This is a genomic window from Deinococcus seoulensis (assembly GCF_014648115.1).
Taxonomy (GTDB): Bacteria; Deinococcota; Deinococci; order Deinococcales; family Deinococcaceae; genus Deinococcus; species Deinococcus seoulensis.
In genome coordinates this window covers 37,910-60,785 of sequence record NZ_BMQM01000001.1, presented here as the reverse complement: position 1 = coordinate 60,785, position 22,876 = coordinate 37,910, and the positions used below count along the sequence as shown (strand labels likewise).

16 protein-coding genes are annotated in these 22,876 nt (G+C 70.8%); 11 read left to right on the top strand and 5 right to left on the bottom strand.

Annotated elements, in window-relative coordinates:
* The first annotated feature begins 143 nt into the window (after positions 1-143).
* The 6 genes from IEY70_RS00285 (at position 144) to galK (ending at position 7,794) form a co-directional block, all read left to right on the top strand.
* Positions 144-1,061 (top strand): carbohydrate ABC transporter permease, encoded by a 918-nt coding sequence (locus IEY70_RS00285; RefSeq protein WP_189062988.1) that lies wholly within the window; start codon positions 144-146, stop codon positions 1,059-1,061.
* Positions 1,058-1,927, top strand: coding sequence for a carbohydrate ABC transporter permease (locus IEY70_RS00280; protein ID WP_229777507.1), 870 nt, complete (start codon positions 1,058-1,060; stop codon positions 1,925-1,927). The genes IEY70_RS00285 and IEY70_RS00280 overlap by 4 nt, the downstream gene beginning before the upstream one ends.
* Positions 1,928-2,068: 141 nt before the next feature.
* The gene (locus IEY70_RS00275) at positions 2,069-4,111 is read left to right on the top strand and encodes a beta-galactosidase (protein WP_189062987.1); all 2,043 of its coding nucleotides are present in this window, start codon (positions 2,069-2,071) and stop codon (positions 4,109-4,111) included.
* Positions 4,104-5,603: a glycoside hydrolase family 36 protein gene (locus IEY70_RS00270; protein ID WP_189062986.1), complete on the top strand. Its 1,500-nt coding sequence runs from the start codon at positions 4,104-4,106 to the stop codon at positions 5,601-5,603. Before IEY70_RS00275 ends, IEY70_RS00270 begins: the two co-directional genes overlap by 8 nt.
* Positions 5,600-6,721 (top strand): galactose-1-phosphate uridylyltransferase, encoded by a 1,122-nt coding sequence (gene galT / locus IEY70_RS00265; RefSeq protein ID WP_189062985.1) that lies wholly within the window; start codon positions 5,600-5,602, stop codon positions 6,719-6,721. The genes IEY70_RS00270 and galT overlap by 4 nt, the downstream gene beginning before the upstream one ends.
* Positions 6,718-7,794 (top strand): galactokinase, encoded by a 1,077-nt coding sequence (gene galK / locus IEY70_RS00260; RefSeq protein ID WP_308425492.1) that lies wholly within the window; start codon positions 6,718-6,720, stop codon positions 7,792-7,794. The genes galT and galK overlap by 4 nt, the downstream gene beginning before the upstream one ends.
* A gap of 203 nt (positions 7,795-7,997) precedes the next feature.
* On the opposite strand, the gene IEY70_RS00255 is transcribed toward galK, so the two are convergent.
* Positions 7,998-8,207 (bottom strand): hypothetical protein, encoded by a 210-nt coding sequence (locus tag IEY70_RS00255; RefSeq protein WP_189062984.1) that lies wholly within the window; start codon positions 8,205-8,207, stop codon positions 7,998-8,000.
* Between the two features lie 135 nt (positions 8,208-8,342).
* Here IEY70_RS00255 and pulA point away from each other — a divergent pair, with 135 nt between their 5' ends.
* The 3 genes from pulA (at position 8,343) to IEY70_RS00240 (ending at position 13,453) form a co-directional block, all read left to right on the top strand.
* Positions 8,343-12,044, top strand: a complete 3,702-nt coding sequence (gene pulA, locus IEY70_RS00250) for a pullulanase-type alpha-1,6-glucosidase (RefSeq protein ID WP_189062983.1) — start codon at positions 8,343-8,345, stop codon at positions 12,042-12,044.
* A 59-nt stretch (positions 12,045-12,103) separates the two neighbouring features.
* Positions 12,104-12,403, top strand: a complete 300-nt coding sequence (locus IEY70_RS00245) for a hypothetical protein (RefSeq protein WP_189062982.1) — start codon at positions 12,104-12,106, stop codon at positions 12,401-12,403.
* 81 nt (positions 12,404-12,484) lie between these two features.
* Positions 12,485-13,453: a nucleoside hydrolase gene (locus IEY70_RS00240; RefSeq protein ID WP_189062981.1), complete on the top strand. Its 969-nt coding sequence runs from the start codon at positions 12,485-12,487 to the stop codon at positions 13,451-13,453.
* Here the strand turns inward: IEY70_RS00240 and IEY70_RS00235 are convergent, their stop codons facing one another.
* The 3 genes from IEY70_RS00235 to IEY70_RS00225 are packed head-to-tail and all read right to left on the bottom strand — an operon-like array spanning position 13,454 to position 16,032.
* On the bottom strand, positions 13,454-13,942 hold the full coding sequence (locus IEY70_RS00235) for a P-loop nucleotide/nucleoside kinase family protein (RefSeq protein WP_189062980.1): 489 nt from the start codon (positions 13,940-13,942) through the stop codon (positions 13,454-13,456).
* A gap of 11 nt (positions 13,943-13,953) precedes the next feature.
* Positions 13,954-15,546 carry a hypothetical protein gene (locus IEY70_RS00230; RefSeq protein ID WP_189062979.1) on the bottom strand — a complete coding sequence of 531 codons (1,593 nt, stop codon included), beginning with the start codon at positions 15,544-15,546 and terminating at the stop codon, positions 13,954-13,956.
* A gap of 18 nt (positions 15,547-15,564) precedes the next feature.
* Positions 15,565-16,032, bottom strand: a complete 468-nt coding sequence (locus tag IEY70_RS00225; protein ID WP_189063250.1) for a M67 family metallopeptidase — start codon at positions 16,030-16,032, stop codon at positions 15,565-15,567.
* 123 nt (positions 16,033-16,155) lie between these two features.
* Between IEY70_RS00225 and IEY70_RS00220 the strand changes: the two genes are divergently transcribed.
* Positions 16,156-19,782, top strand: coding sequence for a DNA translocase FtsK (locus IEY70_RS00220; RefSeq protein WP_229777506.1), 3,627 nt, complete (start codon positions 16,156-16,158; stop codon positions 19,780-19,782).
* Positions 19,783-20,008: 226 nt separating this feature from the next.
* A complete protein-coding gene (locus tag IEY70_RS00215) occupies positions 20,009-21,694 on the top strand; it encodes a fasciclin domain-containing protein (protein WP_189062978.1) in 1,686 nt (561 codons plus the stop codon).
* A gap of 79 nt (positions 21,695-21,773) precedes the next feature.
* Here IEY70_RS00215 and IEY70_RS00210 read toward each other — a convergent pair whose 3' ends face one another.
* Positions 21,774-22,628 carry a metallophosphoesterase family protein gene (locus IEY70_RS00210; RefSeq protein ID WP_189062977.1) on the bottom strand — a complete coding sequence of 285 codons (855 nt, stop codon included), beginning with the start codon at positions 22,626-22,628 and terminating at the stop codon, positions 21,774-21,776.
* Positions 22,629-22,876: the final 248 nt, after the last annotated feature.

The following is a 22,876-nucleotide window of genomic DNA, read 5'->3' as shown; positions in this document are numbered from 1 at the left end:
ATTCCGGGCGAGGAGTGACGCGAACGAGTGCGTCTCCCCTCGCCCGCGGTCTCGTCGCCCGCCGGCCCGCCCGGCGGTGCCGGGTCCGCGCCCGCCCCCCGCAGCTCCTTTCCACGCGACGCTTCACAGTTCAAGAGGTACCCATGACCACTGCGCCACAGTTCAAACCTGCCGAGCCCCGGCCGCCGGCCCGGAAAAGCCGCTGGGCGCGTACGCCCAAGGCACCGTACCTGTTCATCCTGCCCTACCTGCTGATCTTCCTGACCTTCTGGGCGTGGCCGATCATCAGTTCTTTCATGATGAGCTTCAAGGATTCACGCCTGGGCGAGACCGCGCCGTTCGGTCTGTCCAACTGGTCGCGGCTGGTGCAGGACGAGTTCTTCCGCACCGCGCTGCGCAACACGCTGGTCATCATGATCATCCAGGTGCCGCTGATGCTGTCCCTGGCCACCGTGCTGGCCGTGGCCCTGAACAGCAAACTCCTGAAGGCCGCCGGATGGTTCCGCTTCGCGTTCTTCGCGCCGCTGGTCGTGGGGACCGTGGCGTACTCGGCGGTGTTCCGACTGCTGTTCAACACTGATTTCGGCATGGTGAACCGGGGCCTGACCAGCATCGGGCTGCCTGCCGTGGACTGGCTGAACCAGTCCGGCCCGGCCATGACCGTGCTGATCCTCGCCATGACGTGGCGCTGGACCGGCTACAACGCCATTATTCTGCTCGCAGGCCTGCAAGGCATCAGTGAGGACGTGTACGAGGCGGCCAGTATCGACGGCGCGACCCCCACCCAGCAGTTCTGGAAGATCACGCTGCCACTGCTGCGCCCCAGCCTGCTGTTCTGCCTGGTGCTCAGTGTGATCGGCACGCTGCAACTGTTCACGGAACCGGCCCTGATCACCAACAGCGGCCCCGGGAACGCCACCATGACGCTCGGCACGTACCTGTACCAGCAGGGCTTCCGCTCCTTCAACTTCGGCTACGCCAGCGCGATTGCGTACACGGTCGCGGCCATCGCGGCGATCTTCAGCGTGGTGCAACTGCGCCTGTTCGGGAGGGACGAATGACCACGGCCATGCAGGCACCCAAGGACAAGACGGGCGTGAAGGCCCGTAACCGCGTCAAGGCGTTCTGGCTGCACCTGGCCCTGATTCCGCTGGCGGCGCTGTTCCTGGCCCCGCTGTGGATGATGGCGGTGTTCAGCACGCACCCGGAAAGCGCGATCTTCAGCGCGAACCCGCCCCTGTGGTTCGGCGGGTCGTTCGGGGAGAACTTCCGCGGCTTGCAGGCCGACACGAACTTCCTGCGGGCGCTGCTGAACTCGGTGGTGATCGCCTCGCTGTACACGGTGTTCAGCATGCTGCTGACCTCCATGGGCGGGTACGCGTTCGCGAAGTTCGATTTCCCCGGCAAGAACTGGCTGTTCGGGCTGATCCTGGCGACCCTGACCATCCCGACGTTCGTGACGATCATTCCGCAGTTCATCATGATCGCGCGCGACATGCAGATCTCGAACACGTACTGGGCGGTGATCCTGCCGACCCTGGCGAACACCATCGGGATCTTCTACATGCGTCAGGCGTTCCAGACGGTCCCGACGGACCTGCTGAACGCGGCGCGCATCGACGGGGCCAGCGAGTGGCGCACCTTCTGGCAGATTGCGCTGCCGGTCGTGCGGCCCGCCATGGCGGCGCTGGCGATCCTGCTGTTCCTGGCTTCCTGGAACGATTACCTGTGGCCGCTGCTGGTGCTGACCCAGAAGGACAGTTACACCATGCCGGTGGCGCTGGGCACGTTGATCGGCCTGACGCGCGTGTCGTGGGGCGGGATCATGGTCGGCACGGCGATTGCGACCATTCCGTTCCTGGCGTTGTTCCTGGCGTTGCAGCGGCACTTCGTGGCGGGCATCGCGGGCGGCGCGGTCAAGGACTGACCCCCGGAGGGTGGCGGCCGGGTCGTGGTGCCCGGCCTCGCCCCTGGCGCCCCCCCTGCCCCCGCGTTCCCCGTCTGTTCATCCGGCTTTCCCGTTTCCACAGGCCCCCGCACCCCGGAGCCTGCCCGTAAGGACGAGTTCATGACCCAAGCTGACGCACATCCCTTCCATCTTCTTCTCGGCACCTGCGATTACCCGGAGCACGTTCCGCAGGACCGCCCCCCGGTGTACGCGCGGATGCAGCGCGACCTGGGCCTGAGTTTCGTGCGACTGGCCGAGTTCGCCTGGAGCCGTCTGGAACCGCTTCCCGGCACCTTCGAGTGGGGCTGGCTGGACGACGCCGTCGAGGCGTACCACGCCGAGGGCCTGCGGGTGGTGCTGTGCACGCCCACGCCCACCCCGCCCGCGTGGCTGATCCGCGCGCACCCGGAGATCCTGGCGTTCGACGATCAGGGTCGCGTGCGCGAGTTCGGGTCGCGGCGGCACTACGATTTCGCGTCGCCGGTCTTCCGTGAGCACTCGCGGCGCATCACGCGCGCCATCGCGGAGCGGTACGGGCAGCACCCGGCCGTGGCGGGCTGGCAGACCGACAACGAGTTCGGGTGCCACGCCACCAGCCGCAGTTACGGCGGGGCCAGCGCCGCGCGGTTCCCGGAGTGGCTGCGCGCGAAGTACGGCACGCTGGACGCCCTGAACGCCGCGTGGGGCAACGTGTTCTGGAGCATGGAGTACACCGACTGGGAGCAGGTCAGGCCCCCGATCCTGACCGTGACGGAGGTGAACCCGTCGCACGTGCTGGACTACAACCGCTTCGCGTCGGACATGATCCGCGAATTCCAGGCCGAGCAGGTCGAGCTGCTGCGCGAGCTGTCGCCGGGGCGCTTCGTCACGCACAACTTCATGATCTTCGAGTCGGGCTTCGATCACTACGACGTGGCGCGCGGCCTGGATTTCGTGACCTGGGACAACTACCCGACCGGGATGCTGGAACTGTTCGCGCCGCCCGGCATCGGCGAGGACCTCCGGACCCGTTACGCGCGGACCGGGCACCCGGACCTCGTGGGCTTCAACCACGACCTGTACCGGGGCCTGCTGAGCGGTGGGGAGCGTCTGGGCCGCGACGGGGCGGGCACCCCGAACGGCCCGTGGGTCATGGAGCAGCAGTGCGGGCAGGTGAACTGGGCGCCGTACAACCCCATGCCCGCGAGCGGCGCGGTGGCGCTGTGGACGGCGCAGGCGTGGGCGCACGGCGCGGACGTCGTGAGTTACTTCCGCTGGCGCGCGGCGACCATGGCGCAGGAGGTCATGCACTCGGGCCTGCTGCGCCACGACGAGACCCCGGACCGGGGCTTCGCGGAGGTCGCGGCGCTGGACCAGACCGCCTTCCCGGTGGGGCCGGTCCCGGCGCGCGTGGCGCTGCTGCACGACTACGAGAGCCTGTGGATCTACGATCAGCAGCCGCACGCGCAGGGTCTGAACTACTGGACGCAGACCGTCACGTACTACATGGCGCTGCGCCGCCTGGGCATCGACGTGGACGTGATTCACGCCGACGCGGACCTGAGCGGCTACGCGGTCGTGGTCGCGCCGGCCATCACGCTGGTCAGCGCCGGGCGCGCGGCGCGCTGGACGGAAGCCGTGAACGCGGGCGCGCAGCTGGTGTGCGGGCCGCGCACGGCGTTCCGCACGCCGGGCGGGGAAACCTGGCCGGACGGGCAGTTCGGGCCGCTGTCGGAACTGGTGGGGGCGCGCCTGTTGCAATACGACAGCCTGCGGCCCACGCTGCGCCAGACCGTGAGCGGCGCGGATGACCTGAGCGGCACCTTCGGGGCGTCCACCTGGGCGGAAAGTTACCGCCTGAATGGCGCGCAGGCGCTGGCGCACTACCAGGGCGGCCCGCTGGACGGTCAGGCGGCCGTGATCCGGCGCGGGAACGTGACCGTGATCGGCGCGCACAGCGACACCCTGATCGGGGCGGTGCTGGAGGGCGTGCTGGGCGCGGCGGGCGTGCCGGTGCTGCCGGTGCCCGAGGGCGTGCGCGTGTCACGCCGGGCCGGGCAGTTGCTGGTGCAGAACTGGAATCCGGAGGCCGTGGACTGGAACGGGACCACGCTGCCGCCGGTGAGTTTCGTGGTGCGGCCGGACGACGCAGGCCAGCCGCTGGAAGGAGAGCAGGATGCATAAGTGGACGGTGAACGAGGCCCCGGAGGGCCTGAAAGTGCTGATCAGCGGGTTCCAGTCGTGGAGTGAGGCGGAGTTGCAGCCCCTGACGGCGCGGCAGGTGGCCCCGTCGTACCACTGGCAGGTCGAGCAGGGGCACGATCCGGGCTTCGCGCCGAGTGGCGAGGCCGGCGTGTGGCGCAGCCATACCGTGCTGGCCCTGGCCCGCGAGGACGGGAGCGGCTGGGTCGGCGGGGCGCTGGACGCGGCGCGTACCTTCGTGCAGTGGGAGGCCCGCGCGCAGGGCGACCACGTGACCGTCACCTGCACCCTGGAAGGCCCGGAGGTCGGGGTGCTGTGGGAGGAGACGCCGGACGTGATCGCCACGCTGGAGGCGCACGCGGCGCAGCTGGGTTCGGCCATGCACGCCCGGACGCCCACGCCGCTGCGGGTGTGGTGCTCGTGGTACTCGTACTACCGCGCCGTGACGCTGGACGCCATGCTGGACAACGCCCGACTGGCCCGCGAGCAGGGCCTGGACTTCGACGTGTTCCAGCTGGACGACGGCTTCCAGGCGGACCTGGGCGACTGGGAACTGCCGTCGGCGCACTTCGGCGGGCACGCCCGTGACCTGCCGGAGCGGTTGCGGGCGCTGGGGTTCACGCCGGGCATCTGGCTCGCGCCGTTCCTGGCGTCCCCGACCTCGCAGCTGTTCGCGCAGCACCCGGACTGGATGCTGCGCGGCGAGGACGGCCAGCCGCTCCCGGTCGGGCAGAACTGGGGCGGGCCGTACTACGCGCTGGACACTACCCACCCGGAGGTGCTGGCGTGGCTGCGGAACCTGGGCGCGACCGTGCGCGGCTGGGGGTACACGTACCTGAAGATCGACTTCCTGTACGGCGCGTCGCTGCCCGGCGTGCGGCACGACCCCAGCGTGGGCCGCGCGCAGGCTTACCGCATGGGCATCGAGGCCTTCCGCGAGGGGGCCGGGCCGGACGCGTTCATCCTGGGGTGCGGCGCGCCGCTCGCGCAGAGTATTGGTGTGGTGGACGCCATGCGCACCGGGCCGGACGTGGCGCCCATCTGGGACGAGGAGTCCCGGCGGGTGTGGCTGGGAGACGCGACCGGCCCCAGCGCCCGCAACGCGCTGCACACCGCCCTGAGCCGCTGGTATCAGAGCGCGTGGTACCAGCCGGACCCGGACGTGGCGATCTGCCGCCGCGAACTGAGCATGCTCAGCACGCCCGAACGCGAGGCGATTGCCGGGATGCTGGACGTGATCGGCGGTCTGCGCGCCAGCAGCGACCCCATCGCGCTGCTGAACGACGAGGGCCTGGAGTTGCTGCGCCGCTGCCTGCAGGTCAGCACGCCGGACCGTCCGGTCAGCCTGAGCCTGCGCGGCGGGGCGGCCGTGACGCACTTCTCGCGCGGGGAGTTCAACCTGACGGACCGGGCGACCGTGACCGCGCAGGGCGCCCCCCTGCCCGCCCACTCGTACCGTGAGGCCCAGAAATGACCATCCACACCGAGACACCCGCCGCGCTGCACGCGCAGGACTTCACGAAACCCGACGGGCGCGGCATGACCCTGTACGGCCTGGAGCCGGTCACCGTGACCAGCGAGATTCCCAGCCCCAGCCCGGACCCCGTGGACGCCCGCCCGCTGATGCGCTGGCACCCGTTGCGCGGCGAGTGGGTCATGTACGCCGCGCACCGCATGGGGCGCACGTTCCTGCCGCCGCCCGAGTACAACCCGCTGGCCCCCACCAGCGACCCCGCGCACCCCACGGAACTGCCGCAGGGCCGGTACGACATCGCGGTGTTCGATAACCGCTTTCCCAGCCTGACCCTGAACGCACCCACCCCGCCGGACGGCCCGGCCGGAACGCGCGCGGGCGTGGGCAAGTGCGAGGTCGTGGTGTTCAGCCAGAGTGCCCAGGGTCGCCTGAGTGACCTGACGGACGCGCAGGTGGACCTGCTGCTGGGCGTGTGGGCCGACCGCACCACCCGGCTGGCAGGCACGGGGCAGATTCACAGCGTCCTGGCGTTCGAGAACCGGGGCGTGGAGGTCGGCGTGACGCTGCACCACCCGCACGGGCAGATCTACGCCTACGATCACGTGCCGCCCGTGCAGGCCCGCATGACCGCGCAGATGGAGGCGTATCACGCGCAGAACGGCCGCCCGTGGCTGTCGGACTTCGTGGAGGGCGAGCGGGAGAGCGGCGAGCGGATCGTCCACGACGACGGCGAGTCCCTGAGTGTCGTGCCGCCGTTCGCGCGCTACACCTTCGAGACGTGGGTCATGCCCACCCGCCCGGTCAGCCTGCTGTCCGAACTGGGCGCCAGTGAACGCGCCAGCCTCGCCCGCACCCTGAAAGACGCCCTGCTGCGCCTGGACGGGCTGTTCGGCGTGCGGATGCCGTACCTGCTGACGGTGCATCAGGCGCCGCTGGACGGGCCGCACCCGGCGTTCCCGCTGCACATCGAGATCTACCCGTACCTGCGCGCGCCGGGCCGCATGAAGTACCTCGCCGGGACCGAGCAGGGCGCCGGGGAGTTCGCGAACGACAAATTCCCGGAGGCGGCCGCCGCCGAACTGCGCGCCGTCTCCCCCACCGCCGGAGAGAACCTGTGAGCACCCCAGCCACCCCTGCCGCCAGCATTCCCACCTTCGAGCAGCACTTCGGCCGCGCGCCGCAGGTCACGGCGTCCGCGCCGGGCCGCGTGAACCTGCTGGGCGAGCACACCGACTACCAGGGCGGGTTCGTGCTGCCCACCGCCATCCCGCAGGTGACGACCGTGGCCCTGGGTGCCAACGGCACGCGCGAGCACCGCGTGTTCGCCGCCGACCTGAACGAACAGAGCACCTTCCCGGTCGGCGGGAACGCCGAAGGCGGATTTGCGCGTTACGTGGCGGGCGCCCTGGCGCTGGGCGGCGCGCCGGACGGGCTGGACGTGCACGTCACGTCGAACGTGCCGATGGGCGCGGGCCTGAGCAGCAGCGCCGCGCTGGAAGTCGCGGTCCTGCGTGGCCTACGCGACCTGGGCATCCTGGACGCCAGCGACGAACGCGTCGCCCTGATCGCGCAGCGCGTCGAGCACGAGTTCGTGGGCGTGCAGTGCGGCATCATGGACCAGATGGCCAGCTCGGTGGCGAACAGCACGACCATGCTGCTGCTCGACACCCGCAGCCTGGAACGCCACCTGCTGCCCCTGCCCGCCGCGTCCGAGGTGCTGGTCATCGACAGCGGCGTGCCCCGCAAACTCGCCGAGAGCGGCTACAACGAACGCCGCGCGCAGGTCGAGGAGGCCGCCCGCCTGCTGGGCGTGACCGAACTGCGCGACGTGCAGGACCCCCAGAGCGTGGAGGCGCTGCCCAAACCGCTGCGCGAACGGGCGCGGCACGTGGTCAGCGAGAACGCCCGCGTGCAGGCCGCCCTGGCCGAGGGAGGCGTGGACGCCGCCCGCTTCGGCGTGCTGATGAACGCCAGTCACGCCAGCCTGCGCGACGACTACGCCGTCAGCCACCCGCAGGTGGACGCACTCGTGGCACTGCTGCAGGCGCACCCGGACGTGTTCGGGGCGCGCATGACCGGCGCGGGCTTCGGCGGCGCGGTCGTGGCACTCGTGCGGGCCGGGCAGGCGGGGGCGGTCGCGCAGGCCGTGCTCTCGCAGTACGGCCCCGAGGGACGGCAGGTCGTTCCCTGAACTGATACGGATTCCGTTTATTTCGTTAACAGATCGGAACTTCACCGATCTGTTAACTCCACGTCCGGAATCCGTTTTTCTCCCACTCGCTTCGCTCGGATTGAATGGCTTTATAAGCCATTCAATCGGAGTCCGTATGACCGGCAGCAAAACAGGAGGCCCCATCAGGTGCGGATGCGGGCCTCACTGTGTTGGTTGGCGGATTACACGCCGTCGTTGGCGTTATCGTTCTCAGGGTCTTTCTGGCGGTTGGGTTCGTCGTGCTCGACGCCGATGTCGGGGTTGCCGGGGCTGTCCTGCACGACGCCGCGCTCGTCGTAGCTGGGGGGAATGTGGCGCAGGCTCTCGGCGTCGCTGTGCTCGTGCTGTTCGTCGGGGGTGCCCACCACTTCGTCGCTGGTATGTCCGGTCATGCCGCCCACTGTAGGGTCGGGGCGCGGCGCGGCAGGTGTGCCGGGCCTCAAGGAACGTTGGGGTCTGCTGGTCTGCGGGTGGAACCGGTTCATGGAAGCACTCCCACGCGCGGCGGAGTACACTTCGAGGCACACATGAAACGACTGGCGACCCTTCTGACGGTCGCGCTTTCTGCTGCGGCAGGAGCGCAAACATCCCTTCCCACCGGCGTGGCGCGCGTGCATTACCAGCGCGCGGACGGCGCGTATGCGGGCTGGGGCCTGCACGTCTGGGAGGACACGGCAGCCCAGGTGATGTGGGAGAAACCGCTGGCCCAGAGCGGCCGGGACGATTTCGGCACTTACTTCGACATTCCCCTGAAACCCGGCGCGCAGAAACTGGGCCTGATCGTCCATAGGGGCGACACCAAGGACGCGGAGAGGGATCTGTGGTTCGACCTGAGCCGGGGCCGGGAACTGTTCCTGAAGTCCGGCAGCACGAACGTGGCGTACGCGAAGGGTGGGCCGTTCAACGTGGACGCCAGCCGGGCGCCGGTCGCGCAGGCGGCGCCCACCACGACTGCACCCGCCGCGGCTCCTGCGGCCAGCAGCGGCGCGCAGCCCATCCCGAAGAACGTGCTGCGCGTGCGTTACGTACGCCCGGACGGCAAGTACGACGGCTGGGGCCTGCACGTCTGGGAGGACACCACCGCCACGGTCGAGTGGAGCAGGCCTCTGGCGCAGACGGGCGTGGACGCGGGCGGCGCGTACTGGGACGTGCCGCTGAAGGCGGGCGCGGCGAAGGTGGGGTTCATCGTGCACAGGGGCGACGAGAAGGACCCCGGCGCCGACATGTTCGCCGACCCCGGCAAGGGGAACGAGGTGACGGTCACCAGTGGTAAGACCGAGTTCGCGTACGGGGCGCCCGCCGCGCTAAGTGATCCGCCCGTTCCGGCTGGCGTGGCGCGCATCAACTACTCCCGCCCGGACGGCAAGTACGACGGCTGGGGCCTGCACGCCTGGGAGGACACGACCGCGCAGGTCGAGTGGAGCAGGCCTCTGCCCCAGACCGGCACGAGCAGCTTCGGCGTGTACTGGGACGTGCCCATGAAGACAGACTGGAAGAAACTGGGGTTCATCGTGCATAACGGCGACAACAAGGATCCGGGTGCGGATCAGGTGCTGACCCGCGAGATGGGGAATCAGGCGTGGATCGTGAGTGGAAACGCCGCCGTGAACACCACCCGCCCGGATACCAGCGTCCGCACGGTGGGCGACCTGACGCGCGCACAGGCGGTGATGCTGTCGCGGGACCTGATCGCCGTGAAGCCGGAGCTGGCGCAGCCCGGCGCGTTCCTGACGCTGCACGCCGCGCGGACCGGGGGCCTGAAACTGAGCGGGGCGGGCGTGGACGGCGGCGACAGCCTGACGCTGGAGGAGGTCGAGGGGGGCCTGACGCCCGCGCTGCTGTCCAAGGCGCCGTACCTGAAGGGCTACGCGCTGCTGCGGGTGCGCCCGGAGGACCGCGCCCGCATTCCGGCTGCCTTGCAGGGGCAGGTGGCGGTGAGCAGCGTCCTGCCGGACGGCACGGTGCTGGACGCGACCGGCGTGCAGACCGCCTGGGCGCTGGATGACCTGTTCGCGTACGACGGGCCGCTGGGAGCCGCGTGGCAGGGGAACATCCCGACCCTGCGCCTGTGGGCACCGACCGCGCAGGACGTCAAATTACGCCTGACCGTCCCCGGTGGTCAGGAGACGGTCGTGCCGATGACCCGTGACGCCAGGGGCGTGTGGACGGTCAGGGGCGCGCAGACCTGGCGCGGCGCCGCGTACCGTTTCGAGGTGAAGGTGTACGCGCCGGGTACCGGGCGGGTCGAGACGAACCTCGTGACGGACCCGTACTCGGTGGCGCTGACGCGGGGCAGCGCCCGCTCGGTGCTGCTGGACCTGAACGATCCGGCCACCAGACCGCAGGGCTGGGACGCGCTGAAAAAACCGGCGCTGCGCTCGGCCAGCGACCTGAGTTTCTACGAGCTGCACCTGCGGGACTTCAGCGCGGCGGACAGCACCGTTCCGGCGGCGCAGCGCGGCACGTACCTCGCGTTCACGCAGGCGGGCAGTGACGGCGTGAAACACCTGAAAGCCCTGGCCGACGCGGGCCTGAAGGCCGTGCACCTGCTGCCCACCTTCGACATCGCCACCATCGAGGAGGACCGCGCGAAATGGAAGTCGCCGGGCGACCTCTCTAAGTTCGCGCCGGACAGCGAGGAGCAGCAGAAGGCCGTCACGGCCGTCAAGGACGCCGACCCCTACAACTGGGGTTACGACCCGTACCACTACATGGTCCCGGAAGGCAGTTACGCCGTGAACCCCGATCAGCGCACCCTGGAGTACCGCCGCATGGTGGCCGCGCTGAACGGCCTGGGCCTGCGGGTCGTGCAGGACGTGGTGTTCAACCACACCGCCGCCAGTGGTCAGGCCGAGCGAAGCGTGCTGGACCGCGTCGTGCCCGGCTACTACCACCGCCTGAACGCCAACGGGGGCGTCGAGAACTCCACCTGCTGCTCGAACACCGCCACCGAGCACGTCATGATGCGCAAGCTGATGGTGGATACGCTGGTGCTGATGGCCCGCGCGTACCGGGTGGACGGCTTCCGCTTCGACCTGATGGGCCACCACATGGTCGAGGACCTGAAAGCCGCCCGCGCCGCGCTGGACGCCCTGACCCTTCAACGCGACGGCGTGGACGGCCGCAGCATCTACCTGTACGGCGAGGGCTGGGACTTCGGAGAGGTGCAGGGCGGCGCGCGTGGCAGGAACGCCACGCAGCTGAACCTGTTCGGGCAGGGCATCGGGACCTTCAACGACCGCCTGCGCGACGCGGTGCGCGGCGGCAACCCCTTCGGCGGCCTGCAGGACCAGGGCTTCGCGACCGGGCTGTTCACGCTCCCGAACGGGCAACCGCAGAACACGGACCGCAACCGCGCGCTGCGACTGGCGGATCAGGTGCGGGTCGGCCTGACCGGGAACCTGCGCGACTACCGTTTCACGAACGGACTGGGCAAGGAAACCACGGGCGGAAACGTGGACTACAACGGCGCGCCCGCCGGGTACGCCGCCAGCCCCCGCGAGGCGATCTCGTACGTCAGCGCGCACGACAACCAGACGCTGTTCGACGCCATCGCCCTGAAAGCCCCGGCCAGCGCCACGCCCGCCCAGCGGACCCGCATGCAGAACCTCGCCAACAGCGTGGTGCTGCTGGGCCAGGGCCTGCCGTTCAGTTACGCCGGGGACGAGATGCTGCGCTCCAAGAGCTTCGACACCGACAGTTACAACAGCGGCGACTGGTTCAACACCCTGGACTTCACGTTCGCCGGGAACGGCTTCGGGAAGGGCCTGCCGCCCGCCGAGAAGAACGCAGGCAACTGGGACCTGTACCGCCCGCTGCTGGGCAACCCCGCCCTGAAACCCGCCCCGGCCGAGATGCGGCGCGCCTTCGACCACTACCGCGAGATGCTGCGCGTGCGGTACTCCAGCAGCCTCTTCCGCCTGGAGACGGCCGCGCAGGTGCAGGCGGGCCTGAGCTTCCTGAACGTCGGCCCCACGCAGGTGCCGGGCGTGATCGCCATGAAACTCAGCGGCGCGGTCAGCGCCACCAACCCCTACCTCAGCGTGGTCGTGGTGTTCAACGGCAGCGGCCAGAACGTCACCCTGACCGACCCGGCCCTGACCGGACTGAACCTGAGCCTGCACCCGGTCCTGGCCGCCAGCAGCGACGCGACCGTGAAAGGCAGCCGCGCGGCGGGCAGCAGCGTGACCGTGCCGGGCCTGACCACGGCCGTGTTCGTCGGGAAGTAAACCGCGCGCCGCAGGCGGGGGGCGCCCCTGTCTGCGGCGCGCTATGCTGGCCGCCTATCATGCAGACGATCGAGAATCAGACGTTCACCGGCAAACGCATCCCCCTGGACGGCACGCAGTTCGTGAACTGCACCTTCGAGCGGTGCGTGCTGGTCTTCGGCGGCACCGACGGCACCGCCATGCAGGGCTGCCACATGACCGACACCGGCTTCGTGTTCGAGGGCGCCGCCGCCAAGACCATCGAACTGATGACCGCCATGCACCGGGGCGGTTTCCAGGAGATGGTCGAGGCCACCATCGCCACCATTCGCGGCGAGGTGCCGGTCGGCCCGCAGGACGGCGGCGCGGCCCAGGCCTGATTCCGGGCAGGGAACAGAAGTGACGACGGGGCCTGCGCGGTCCCGTTCTCGCGTTTTCGGGGGGGCGCTATGCTGCCCGGCATGACTTCCCGGACCCCCGCCCACCCCGCGCCCCTGCCCGTGATCTTCGACGGTGACCCCGGCCTGGACGACGCGGTGGGCTGGCTGCTGGCGCTGGGCAGCCCGGAGGACGTGCAGGTGCTGGGCTTCACGGCCGTGCACGGGAACGTGCCGCTGGACCTGACGACCCGGAACGCGGGCGTGGTGCTGGCCCTGGCGGGCGAGGCGGGGCGGAACGTGCCGTACTTCGCGGGCGCGGACCGGCCCCTGCTGCGCGAGGGCGTCACGGCGGCCAGCGTGCACGGCGCGACCGGCCTCCCGGCGGCGGGCCTGCCGGAGCCGCTGCGGGGGCCGGAGGCAGGGCACGCGGTGGACTTCATCATCCGGACGGTGCGGGCGCGTCCGGGCGAGGTGACGCTGGTGCCGACGGGCCCGCTCACGAACGTGGCACTGGCGCTGAGGATGGCACCGGATATCGCCCCGCTGATCCGCGAGATCGTGTGGATGGGCGGCAGTACCGGGCACGGGAACCGCACCCCGGCCGCCGAGTTCAACGCGCTGGTGGACCCGCACGCCGCGCAGATCGTGTTCGCTTCGGGCGTGCCGCTGCGGATGGTGGGCCTGAACGTGACCATGCAGGCGGTCGCCACGCCCGGGCGGGTGGACGCCCTGCGCGCCCTGGGAAACCGCGCGGGCGCCGCGTGCGCCGAGCTGCTGACCTTCTACGCGGGCGTGTACCGCGACCGCTACGGCCTGAGCGGCGGCGCGCTGCACGACCCACTGGCGGTCGCGGCGGCCCTGCATCCGGACCTGCTGGACTGGCAGGCCATGAACGTGCAGGTCGAGACGCAGGAGGGGCTCAACCTGGGCCGCACCGTCTGCGACCTGTACGGCGTGACCGGGCAGCCCGCGAACGCGCAGGTGGCGGTCGGCGTGCGCGACGGCGCGTTCTTCGACCTGCTGCTGGAACGGATCGCGCGCCTGCCCTGATCAGTACCGGATGACCTGCTGCAAGGCCTCCTCGTCCGGGGTGAGCGGCTCGAAGCGATCGCGGAACAGGTCGAAGGTGTCGTCGGCGATCAGCAGCGCGCCCGGCTGGAGGTTGCGGGCCTGCACCCGGCGGTGCGCCTCGGCGTCCGGGACGGCCAGGACGTGCAGGGTCAGCGGTGCGCCCAGTGCGGAGGCCTGCGCGCGCACTTCGTCGCGGGTCGCGCGGGTCCAGAATCCGTGATCCAGAATGACCGGCACGCCCAGCGTGACGGCGCGGGTCCACTGGGCCTCCATGACGGTCATCACGCGCCGGAACAGGACCGGGAATTCGTCGGCGGGCGGGTCCTGGCCGTACAGGGCGGTCATCCACTCGTCGGACGTGAAGCGCAGCGCGCCCAGCTGCGTTTCCAGCGTGCGGGCCAGGGTGGTCTTGCCGCTGCCGATGAAGCCGTGCAGCGCGTGGATGCGCCCCGGCATCCGGTCCGGCATCAGGCCCATTCTCAGGCGAGGTCGATGCTGAACGGCGTGGGGCGCGGCAGCACCCGTACATGCGGCGACAGCACCGTCGGCCGGTCCTCCATGCCGGTCGCCGGGGTGGCGGACGGAACTTCGAGATTCAGGTCGAAGGCGGGAATGGGGTCGGGCACCCCGGCACGCCGTAGCAGCGTGAGCGTCCCGCTGTGCCCGTTCAGGCGGACGAGTGCGCCGTCCAGCAGCCAGTCCGTGTCGTGCGCGGTCAGGGGCAGCGTGACGGCGGGCTGCCCGACCCGGCGGGCGTGCGCGGCGACCGGCGAGTGCAGGCCGCTGCGGGGCACGATCAGCGCGGCGGCGTCGGCCAGGGCGGGCAGGTGGTGCGGGGCGGGCGGGCCGGGCAGCAGGGCCACCGTGCCGGGCGGGACGTGCTCGCCGGGTGTCCAGCGGTGCAGGCGGCCGTCGCGCACGCCGGGTGACAGGGCCGCGCCCGTCAGGGTGTCCGGGGCGGCCCCGTATGGAACGGTGGCGGGCGGGCGGGGTTGCGTGTGGGCGGCGTGGCGGCGGGCCTGCCCGAGGGCGCGCAGCGTGGCGGGGTCCAGGGTGCCGTCCAGCGCGGCGATCAGTTCGGCGGGGGTCAGCCAGCGGGCGTCGGCCGTGCGGTTCAGGATGCCGCGGGCGCGCAGCGTGGCGGCGGCCTGCACGGCGGCGCGCAGGGCGGCGCGGCGGGCGGCGTGCAACCCTGCCTGCTGGGTGCGGAGTGCGTGGTGCTGGGCGCGGGCGACCCGCAGGGTCAGCAGCGCGGCGGCGCGGCGCGGGCCGGTCAGGGTGGTGCGCAGCTGGTTCAGGGCGTGCTGGGGGGCGCCTGCATGTTCCTTTTCGGCCAGCAGTTCAAGGTGCAGGGTGCCGGTGTCGTTCAGCCAGTGACGGGTCACGCGGGACAGCAGGTGCGTACACAGCGGCGCGGTCAGCGGGGCCGGGTGCGCCGCGTGGCGGGCCAGGGCGCTCAGCGTGCCGGTCAGGGTGCGGGCCGGGTCCGGGGGCGTGGGCACAGGGTCTGGGGAAGCAGGGTCTGGGGAAGCAGGGTCTGGGGAAGCAGGGTCCGGGGGAACAGGGGCCGTGTGGACCGGGCGGGTGGCCTGCCACAGCAGGCGCGGCAGGCGCAGGGTGCTGCGCGGGCCGCGGTCCGGCAGTTCCTGAACGGACGTTTCTGGTGCTTCCAGTGCGTCCGGTAGCTCTGGCGGGGCGCCCAGGGCGTCGCGCAGGGCGCGGGCCAGCGCGGCGGGGTGCGGCGCGGTCAGGGCGTGCAGGTGCGCGCGGTGCAGGTGCGGCCCGGCGGTCCCGTGCAGGTCGCCTGCGGGGCCGGGTTCCACGCGCAGCAGGCGGGCGCTCAGGCCGTGCGGGTCGCTCCCGCCCAGGGCGACGTTCAGGGCGTGGGCGCGCGCCTCGTACTCCAGGCGTAGCAGGTCGGCGAACAGCGTGCCGGGTGGCAGGGGCGGCTGGTCAAGCAGGGGCAGCCACGCGGCCGGGTCGTGCCTGCCCGTGAGCGGCGCGGCAGGCTGTCCTTCCCCGGCCGGGCGGGGGTCGGCGGGCGTGCGGGCAGCGCGGGCGGGGTCGGGCATGGGCTGGGCTCATTGTGTTCACATCCGCTGTTCAGGTGCAAGGGCCGCGAGGACCGGGACTTCCTGCCCGGCGGGTAGCAGGTAGGCGCGCAGCGTGCCGCCGCTGAGGTCCGCGATCAGGTACGGCACGTCGTAGGTCGCCAGCCGGGTGTCGGTGGGGCTGGGCCGGTCCGGGCCGCGCGGGTGGCTGTGGTACAGGCCCACCAGTTCCAGGCCCTCGGCGCGCATGGCTTTCAGGGCGCGCAGCAGGTGCAGCGGGTCGGCCAGGTACTCGCGCTGCGGGTCGCGGGCGGTGTTCGGCAGCGGGTACAGCGTCCGCACCTGCCAGGTGGGCAGCGCGCCCGCTGCGGGGGGCACGGTCAGGCCGCCCAGCGCGCCCGCTGCGGGGGGCACGGTCAGGCCGCCCAGCGCGCCCACGCACTCGCGCGGAGCGTCCCGGCGGGCGTGGGCCCACAGTCCGGCCCGCAGTGAATCGGGAAGCAGCAGCACCCGGTCATTATGGGGCGCGGCGCGCCCGGCAGGTCACGCCCTCCCCTGACGGGTGAAATGCCGTGCTGGCCGCAGCCTTCCGGGTGCGGCGCGGCGGGGCGATGGGGTACACTGCGGCCCATGGCGAAGGCTCGTTCAAGGGGTGCTCCTCCGGTAGGAAGATTTGACGGAGAGGCGCTGGGCCTGGTGCTGTTCGCGCTGGGTATTTTTCTGGGGGTCACGGTGCTGCTGCCGCCGGCGGGGGCCGCTGTCGGGGCCGGGGTGGGCAGCGAGGGCATCATGGAGCGCGCCCGGTCGCTGCTGACCTCCTGGCTGGGGTGGGGCGCGTGGCTGCTGCCGGTCGTGCCGGTCGCGTACGGGGTGCTGGTGTTCCTGGGCCGCGACCTGGGCAACCTGTCTCGCCGGGTGGCGGGCGGCGTGATCGTGGCGCTGTCCATGCTGGCGCTGCACGAGGTGGCGCAGCCGGACGCGGCGGGCCTGCTGGCCCGTGAAGCGATGGGGCCGCTGCTGGCCGCCGTGGGGTACCTCGCGGCGCTCGTTCCGCTGGTCACGTTGACGCTGGGCGCCGAGGTCATGCTGCGCCTGCGGCCCCTGACCGTCCTGAAGGGCTTCTTCCTGATGATCAGCGTGCTGCTGGGCGGCGGGGCGGCGCAGGTGCAGGGCGTCATCGAGGCCCGCCAGGAGGGCCGCGAGGCTGCCCGCGTGCGCGCCTCGGCCCGGCAGGGCGTGGCCGCCACCGCCCGTGACGTGGACCTGCTGCGCCGCCTGTACCCGCAGGCGGACGCGCCCCGCACCCTGCAGACCGAACTGCGCGACGCGCAGCGCGAGATCCGCACGCTGGACGAGGCAGGCCTGAAGAACCTGGACCGCGACCTCGCCGCGTGGCGCGAAACCCTGCGGACCTTCGTCGGGGACGCCGCCCGCGACCTGCGTGAACAGGTGGCCGCCGAGGCCCCGGACGCCGGAGCGAACGTCGAGGCGGCCGCCAACGAACTGCGCGCCGGACGGCACGAGCTGAGCATCGAGCTGCCCAGCACCCTCGCCAGCGGCGCGCTGGAGCGGCTACGCCGCGCGATGGTCATGGACATCCAGCGGCTCGCGCAGCGTGCCGGGAGGCTGGAACGCGACCGCAAGGCCGCCGAGAAGACCCTGGCGAAACCGGACGCGGGCCTGCTGACCCGCGAACTGCCGGCCCATCAGGAACGCGCGCAGGAGTGGCTGGAACTCGTCGCGGACTTCACGGCGTGGCGGGGCCGCCTGCACGCGTACGCGGGCTGGCCGGACCTGACGGCCGCGTTCGACCGCGCGCCGACCGAGGCGGCCGCGCAACTGGCCGAGGCGCTGGCCGCCGATCCGGACGGCACGCTGGCCGACCCGGCCGAGTGGCGGGCGCATCTGGCGCGCGTGCAGGAGGAAGCCCGCCGCCGCGCCGAGGCCATGAGCACGCCCGCCGTGGCCGCGCTGCCCACCCTGGACTTCGATTTCAGCGCCGCGCCTGCCGCGCAGCCCGGCCCGCTCCCCGTTCAGGCGTCCGTTCAGGAGGCCGCGCCCGCGCCGGGCCTGTGGACCCGCCCCGGCGAGACGCTGATGCCCCACGTGCCCGTACCGACGCCCGTGCCTGTACCGACGCCTGCGCCCGTATCCACTGCTGCGCCCGCGCCGGGTCCCGTGACGGCGCCGCCCCTGCCTGCCGTCCAGCCTGCAGTTCCGGCGGCAGTGTCGGCGGCAGTGTCAGTGTCGGCGGCGGTGCCTGTGGGGGCCGGACTGCCGCCCGCCGCGACCCGCACGCCGGTCACGTTGCCGCCCGCCGAGCCGCCCGACCCGGCGTTCGACGACCCCGCATTCGACGACCCGGCATTCGACACCTTCGACAACCTGGACCTCGGCCCGGACGGGGCGCAGGCGTCGGCCGACTTCCAGGGGTCCGGCGACACCGTGGACCATGACGGGGGCGCCTTCCTGCCGCCGCCCCCGGCTGCGCAGACCGGAGCGGCGCTGGATCCCTTCAGCGACTGGGACGACGACGACCTGCCGTTCGGCCCGGCGACCAGCGGCGCGGGCGCGGACGCTCAGGATTCCGTCGCCGCCCGCGCGTCCGCGCCGTGGGAGGCGGCGGCCGTCTCCCCTGCCCCGCCCGCACCAGTCCCGCCCGCACTGGTCCCGCCCGCACTGGTCCCGCCCGCACCGGTCCCTCCTGCACCGGCACCAGTTGCGCCCGCGCCGGTGGCGGCCCTGCCGCACGAGAAGCTGGCGGCCCTGGCGGCGCTGGAGCGGCCGCCCGTGCAGGGGGCGCTGCCGCTGGCGCTGCCCACGTACGCGCTGCTGGACGCCATTCCGGCGGCGGCGCTGAACACCGAGGCGCTGGACATCTCGGCGCGGCAGCGGGCGGGCCTGATCGACGAGACGCTGCGGCACTTCAACCTGCAGGCGCGAGTGGTGGATTACGCGCGCGGGCCGACCGTCACCCGTTACGAGATCGAACCGGCGCCGGGTGAGAAGATCAGCCGCATCGCGGGCCTCGCGAACGATCTGGCGCGCGCGCTGGCGGTGGGGGGCGTGCGTATCGAGGCGCCGGTGCCGGGCAAGAGCGTGATCGGTCTGGAAGTCCCGAACGCCGAGCGTGAACCCGTCACGTTCCATCAGGCGGCGGACGCACCGAGTTTCCGGGCGACCCGCGCGAAACTGCCGATCATTCTGGGCAAGAGCATCGACGGTGAACTGATGGTCGGGGACCTCGCCAAGATGCCGCACCTGCTGGTGGCGGGCAGTACGGGCAGCGGGAAGTCGGTGTGTGTGAACACGCTGATCACCAGTCTGCTGTTCCGGTACCTGCCGACCGAACTGCGGTTCCTGATGATCGACCCGAAGATGGTGGAACTCACGCCGTACGACGGGATTCCGCACCTGGTGCGCAACGTGGTCACCAACCCGGTGGACGCGGCGGGCGTGCTGCTGGGCGCCGTGGCGCACATGGAGCGGCGGTACAAGATGATGTCGCAGGTGGGCGCCAAGAACCTCGAGCAGTTCAACGCGAAGATGCGGCAGATCGGCGAGACGGAACTGCCGCACCTGGTGATCATCATCGACGAGCTGGCGGACCTGATGATCACCAGCCCCAAGGAGGTCGAGGGCGCGATCATGCGGCTGGCGCAGATGGCCCGCGCGACCGGCATGCACCTGGTGCTGGCGACGCAGCGGCCCAGCGTGGACATCCTGACCAGCCTGATCAAGGTGAACGTCCCGGCCAGGATCGCGTTCGCGGTGAGCAGCAGTCACGATTCCCGCACGATTCTGGACGCCATGGGTGCCGAGCGCCTGACCGGCATGGGCGACATGCTGTTCTACCAGCCGGGGCTGATCAAGCCGCTGCGGTTGCAGGGGCCGTACATCAGCGAGGTCGAGTCGGCCCGCATTGCCGACGAACTGCGCCGTCAGGTGTTCGAGGACGCCTTCGTGGAAGCCTACGGTTCGGATTTCGAGGGGGGCGTGGAGGCCAGCGGGCCGGGCGGGGACCGCTCGAACATGGACTTCAGTGACCCGCTGCTGCGGCAGGCGGCGCAGATCTGCATCGAGGAGGGTCAGGGGAGCGTGTCGAGGTTGCAGCGTCGCCTGTCGGTAGGGCACGCCCGCGCCGGGAAGCTGATGGACATGCTCGAGGCGATGGGGATCGTCAGCAAGCACCAGGGCAGCAAGCCGCGCGACGTGCTGGTCAGTGAGGCGGACCTCGCCGAGCATTTCGGACGCTGAGGCGCCCGGCAATTCAGTGGGTGGCAATTGAATGGGCGGCGGTCAACTGGCTGGCCGCCCTGCAACCCGGCTGCAAGATGAGTTAAGAATGAGAACGGCCCTAATTTGGTGCCCCATTCCGTTTAACAGATTTGTTGGAAAGCTTCCTGAAGTTGCATTTTTATGCCGCGTAGTGAAGATTAAGTGCCGGACTACAGCACAACCCATTTTCATAAGAGGTGATTTCATGAAGAAGCAAACCAGCTTTATCACGCTCAGCCTGATGCTCGCCACGCCTGCCCTGGCCGGCGGCGCAGGTGCGCCCGCAGCCCGCCCCGCCCCCGCCGCCTGCATGACCATCGCGCAGATCGTCGCGAAGGACCCCAACTTCAGCACCCTGGCGACCGCCCTGGAAGCCGCCGGACTGACCAACACCCTCAAGAGCGGCAGCTACACGGTGTTCGCCCCCACCAACGCCGCCTTCGCCAAACTGCCCAGCGACACCCTCGCCATGGCCCTGAATGACACCGACCTGCTGCGCAGCATCCTGCTGTACCACGTGGTGCCCGGCAAGGTCAGCGCCAAGCAGGTCATGGGCATGACCTCCGGCATGACCGCCCAGGGCGGCAGCTTCCTGGTCACCATGAACGGCGGCAAGGTCATGATCGACAACGCCACCGTCACCAAGGCCGACATGATCGCCTGTAACGGCATCGTGCACGTGATCGACACCGTCCTGATGCCCGCCATGGACACCTCCATGCAGGGCGCAGCCGACACCGCCGAGCCCGTGATGGCCGAGCCCGTGGCGGCTGAACCCGTCATGGCCGAGCCCGTGGCCACCGCGCCCGCCAGCGTGGACCTGATGAGCATCCCCGCCACGCCCATGGGCATGACCACCACCACCGACACCACCGTGGCCGCCCCCGAGGGCGACATGGCGATGGGCGACATGATGACCGAAGGCACCACCCTGTACGACATGATCGTCGCAGACGAGCGCTTCAGCACCCTGCGCGACCTGATCAGCGACGCCGAACTGACCGAAGTGCTGATGACCACGGACTACACCGTGTTCGCCCCCACCAACGAAGCCTTCGAGAACGTGAACGCCGAGCAGCTGGCCCTGATCGCCAGCAACCCCGACGTGCTCAAGCAGGTGCTGCTGTACCACGTCGTGAGCGGCAAACTGAACAACGAAGACCTCTCCGCTGCCACCCAGCTGCGCAGCGCCGAGGGCGAAAGCCTCAACCTGAGCGTGGACGGCACCGTGCAGATGGTGAACACCGCCATGGTCGACGGCCCCGCCATCGAGGCCAGCAACGGCAACATCTACGCCATCAACGAACTGCTGCTGCCCCCCGAACTGGTCATCCCGGAAATGCCCGCCGATGACGCCATGGAAATGACCGACGCCACCATGGCCGACACGACCGTCGCCACCACCGACACCACCACCGCCACGGTCAGCACCACCACGACCACCGAGATGGCCCCCGCCATGACCGGCAACGCCCTGGTGGACGCCCTGAGCCAGCCCCAGTTCAGCACCCTGCTGAGCCTGGTGCAGAAAGCCGATCTGGTCGGCGCGCTGACCGCGTCCGACGTGACGGTCTTCGCCCCCACCAACGACGCCTTCGCCAAGGTGCCCGCCGCGACGCTGGACGCCCTGATGGCCAGCCCCGACGCCCTGAAACAGGTCCTGCTGTTCCACGTCGTCTCGGGCCGCGTGGTCGACGACGGCCTGAAGGTCAGCCAGCTGCGCTCACTGGAAGGCAGCTCCATCGACCTGAAGATGGAAGGCACCACCATGATGGCCGGCGTCCTTAACGGCAACGACCTGATGGGCGGCACCTACAGCACCCGCATCGACGCCGGCAACAGCGTCATCTACCCCATCGACAGCGTCCTGCTGCCCCCCACCCTGAAGTAACCGCTCACCACGACCGACGAGCGGGCCGTTTCACCCCAGGGTGAGCGGCCCGCTTTCTGTGTGGTCCCTTCCCGTACGGTCAACCGGCCGCGCGGGCGTTCAGGGTGCCCAGGAAGGCGTCCCAGGTGGCCTGCGTGCGTGGCAGGCCTTCCTGTTCCGTCCAGGCCCAGTAGGGCGTGTACAGGCTGCGGGCCGTGACGACCTCCTGCCGGAAGATCTCGGCGCTCAGGCCCATGCCCAGCAGGCCGCTGCTTGCAAAGCGTGCCAGCACGCCGCTGCGGTCGTACGGCACGGCGCGCGGCGTGACCTGCCACCCCTGCGGCGTGGCGTCCAGCAGCAGGTACTGGGCGCGCGGATCACCCGTGGCAGGCGATCCGACCGACCCGGTATTCAGTACCCAGGTGCCGTCGATCACGGCGTCCACGGGCCGGTGAATGTGCGAGGCGATCAGCACGCCGTACTGTTCGCCGTCCGGGGCGCGGCGCAGCGCCTGCACCCGCTCTGCGGGCGTGCGGTCGCTGAGGCTCTCGCGGTAGTGGTCGGCGGTGCCGTGCGCCACCTGCACCAGCGGCAACCCCGGCTCGCGCAACGTCAGGGTCATCGGCCACGCGGCCGGAACGTCCAGCAGGCCCGCCCCGTCCAGCTGATCGGCACTCCAGGCGGTCGCCCCCCAGAACGGGTCCGGGAACCACTCGGGCGGCAGGACGTCGCTGCGGGCGTGCCACAGGCGCAGCAGGTCGTCGTGGTTGCCCAGCGTGAACGTCACATCGTCCCGGTCCAGCAGCGTCTGCAACACCTGCACGGAATCCGGCCCGCGGTTGACCACGTCGCCGTTCACGATCAGCCGCCCGGCCCCCTGTTGCCGGGCGTCGCGCAACACGGCGTTCAGGGCGTCCGCGTTCCCGTGAATGTCTGCCAGGATCGCCAGTCTCATCTCGCGCGGCATTCTAGAGCCGCGCCGCCATCCGGACGGGAAGCCAGGCAGGAATCGGCAGGCCAGCGCGGCCCGCCCTTTCCTGTCGGACCCAGCAGAGTTGTAAGCCATTCAATCGGAGTCCATCAGCAATGGTGTGGACAGGTTCACAACTTCAGGGCAGACCAGCGATTACCCCTCCCCCTTGAGGGGGGAGGCTGGGAGGGGGTGAGCAGGAATGGCGTTACAGAAGATGTTTTCCATGCTTT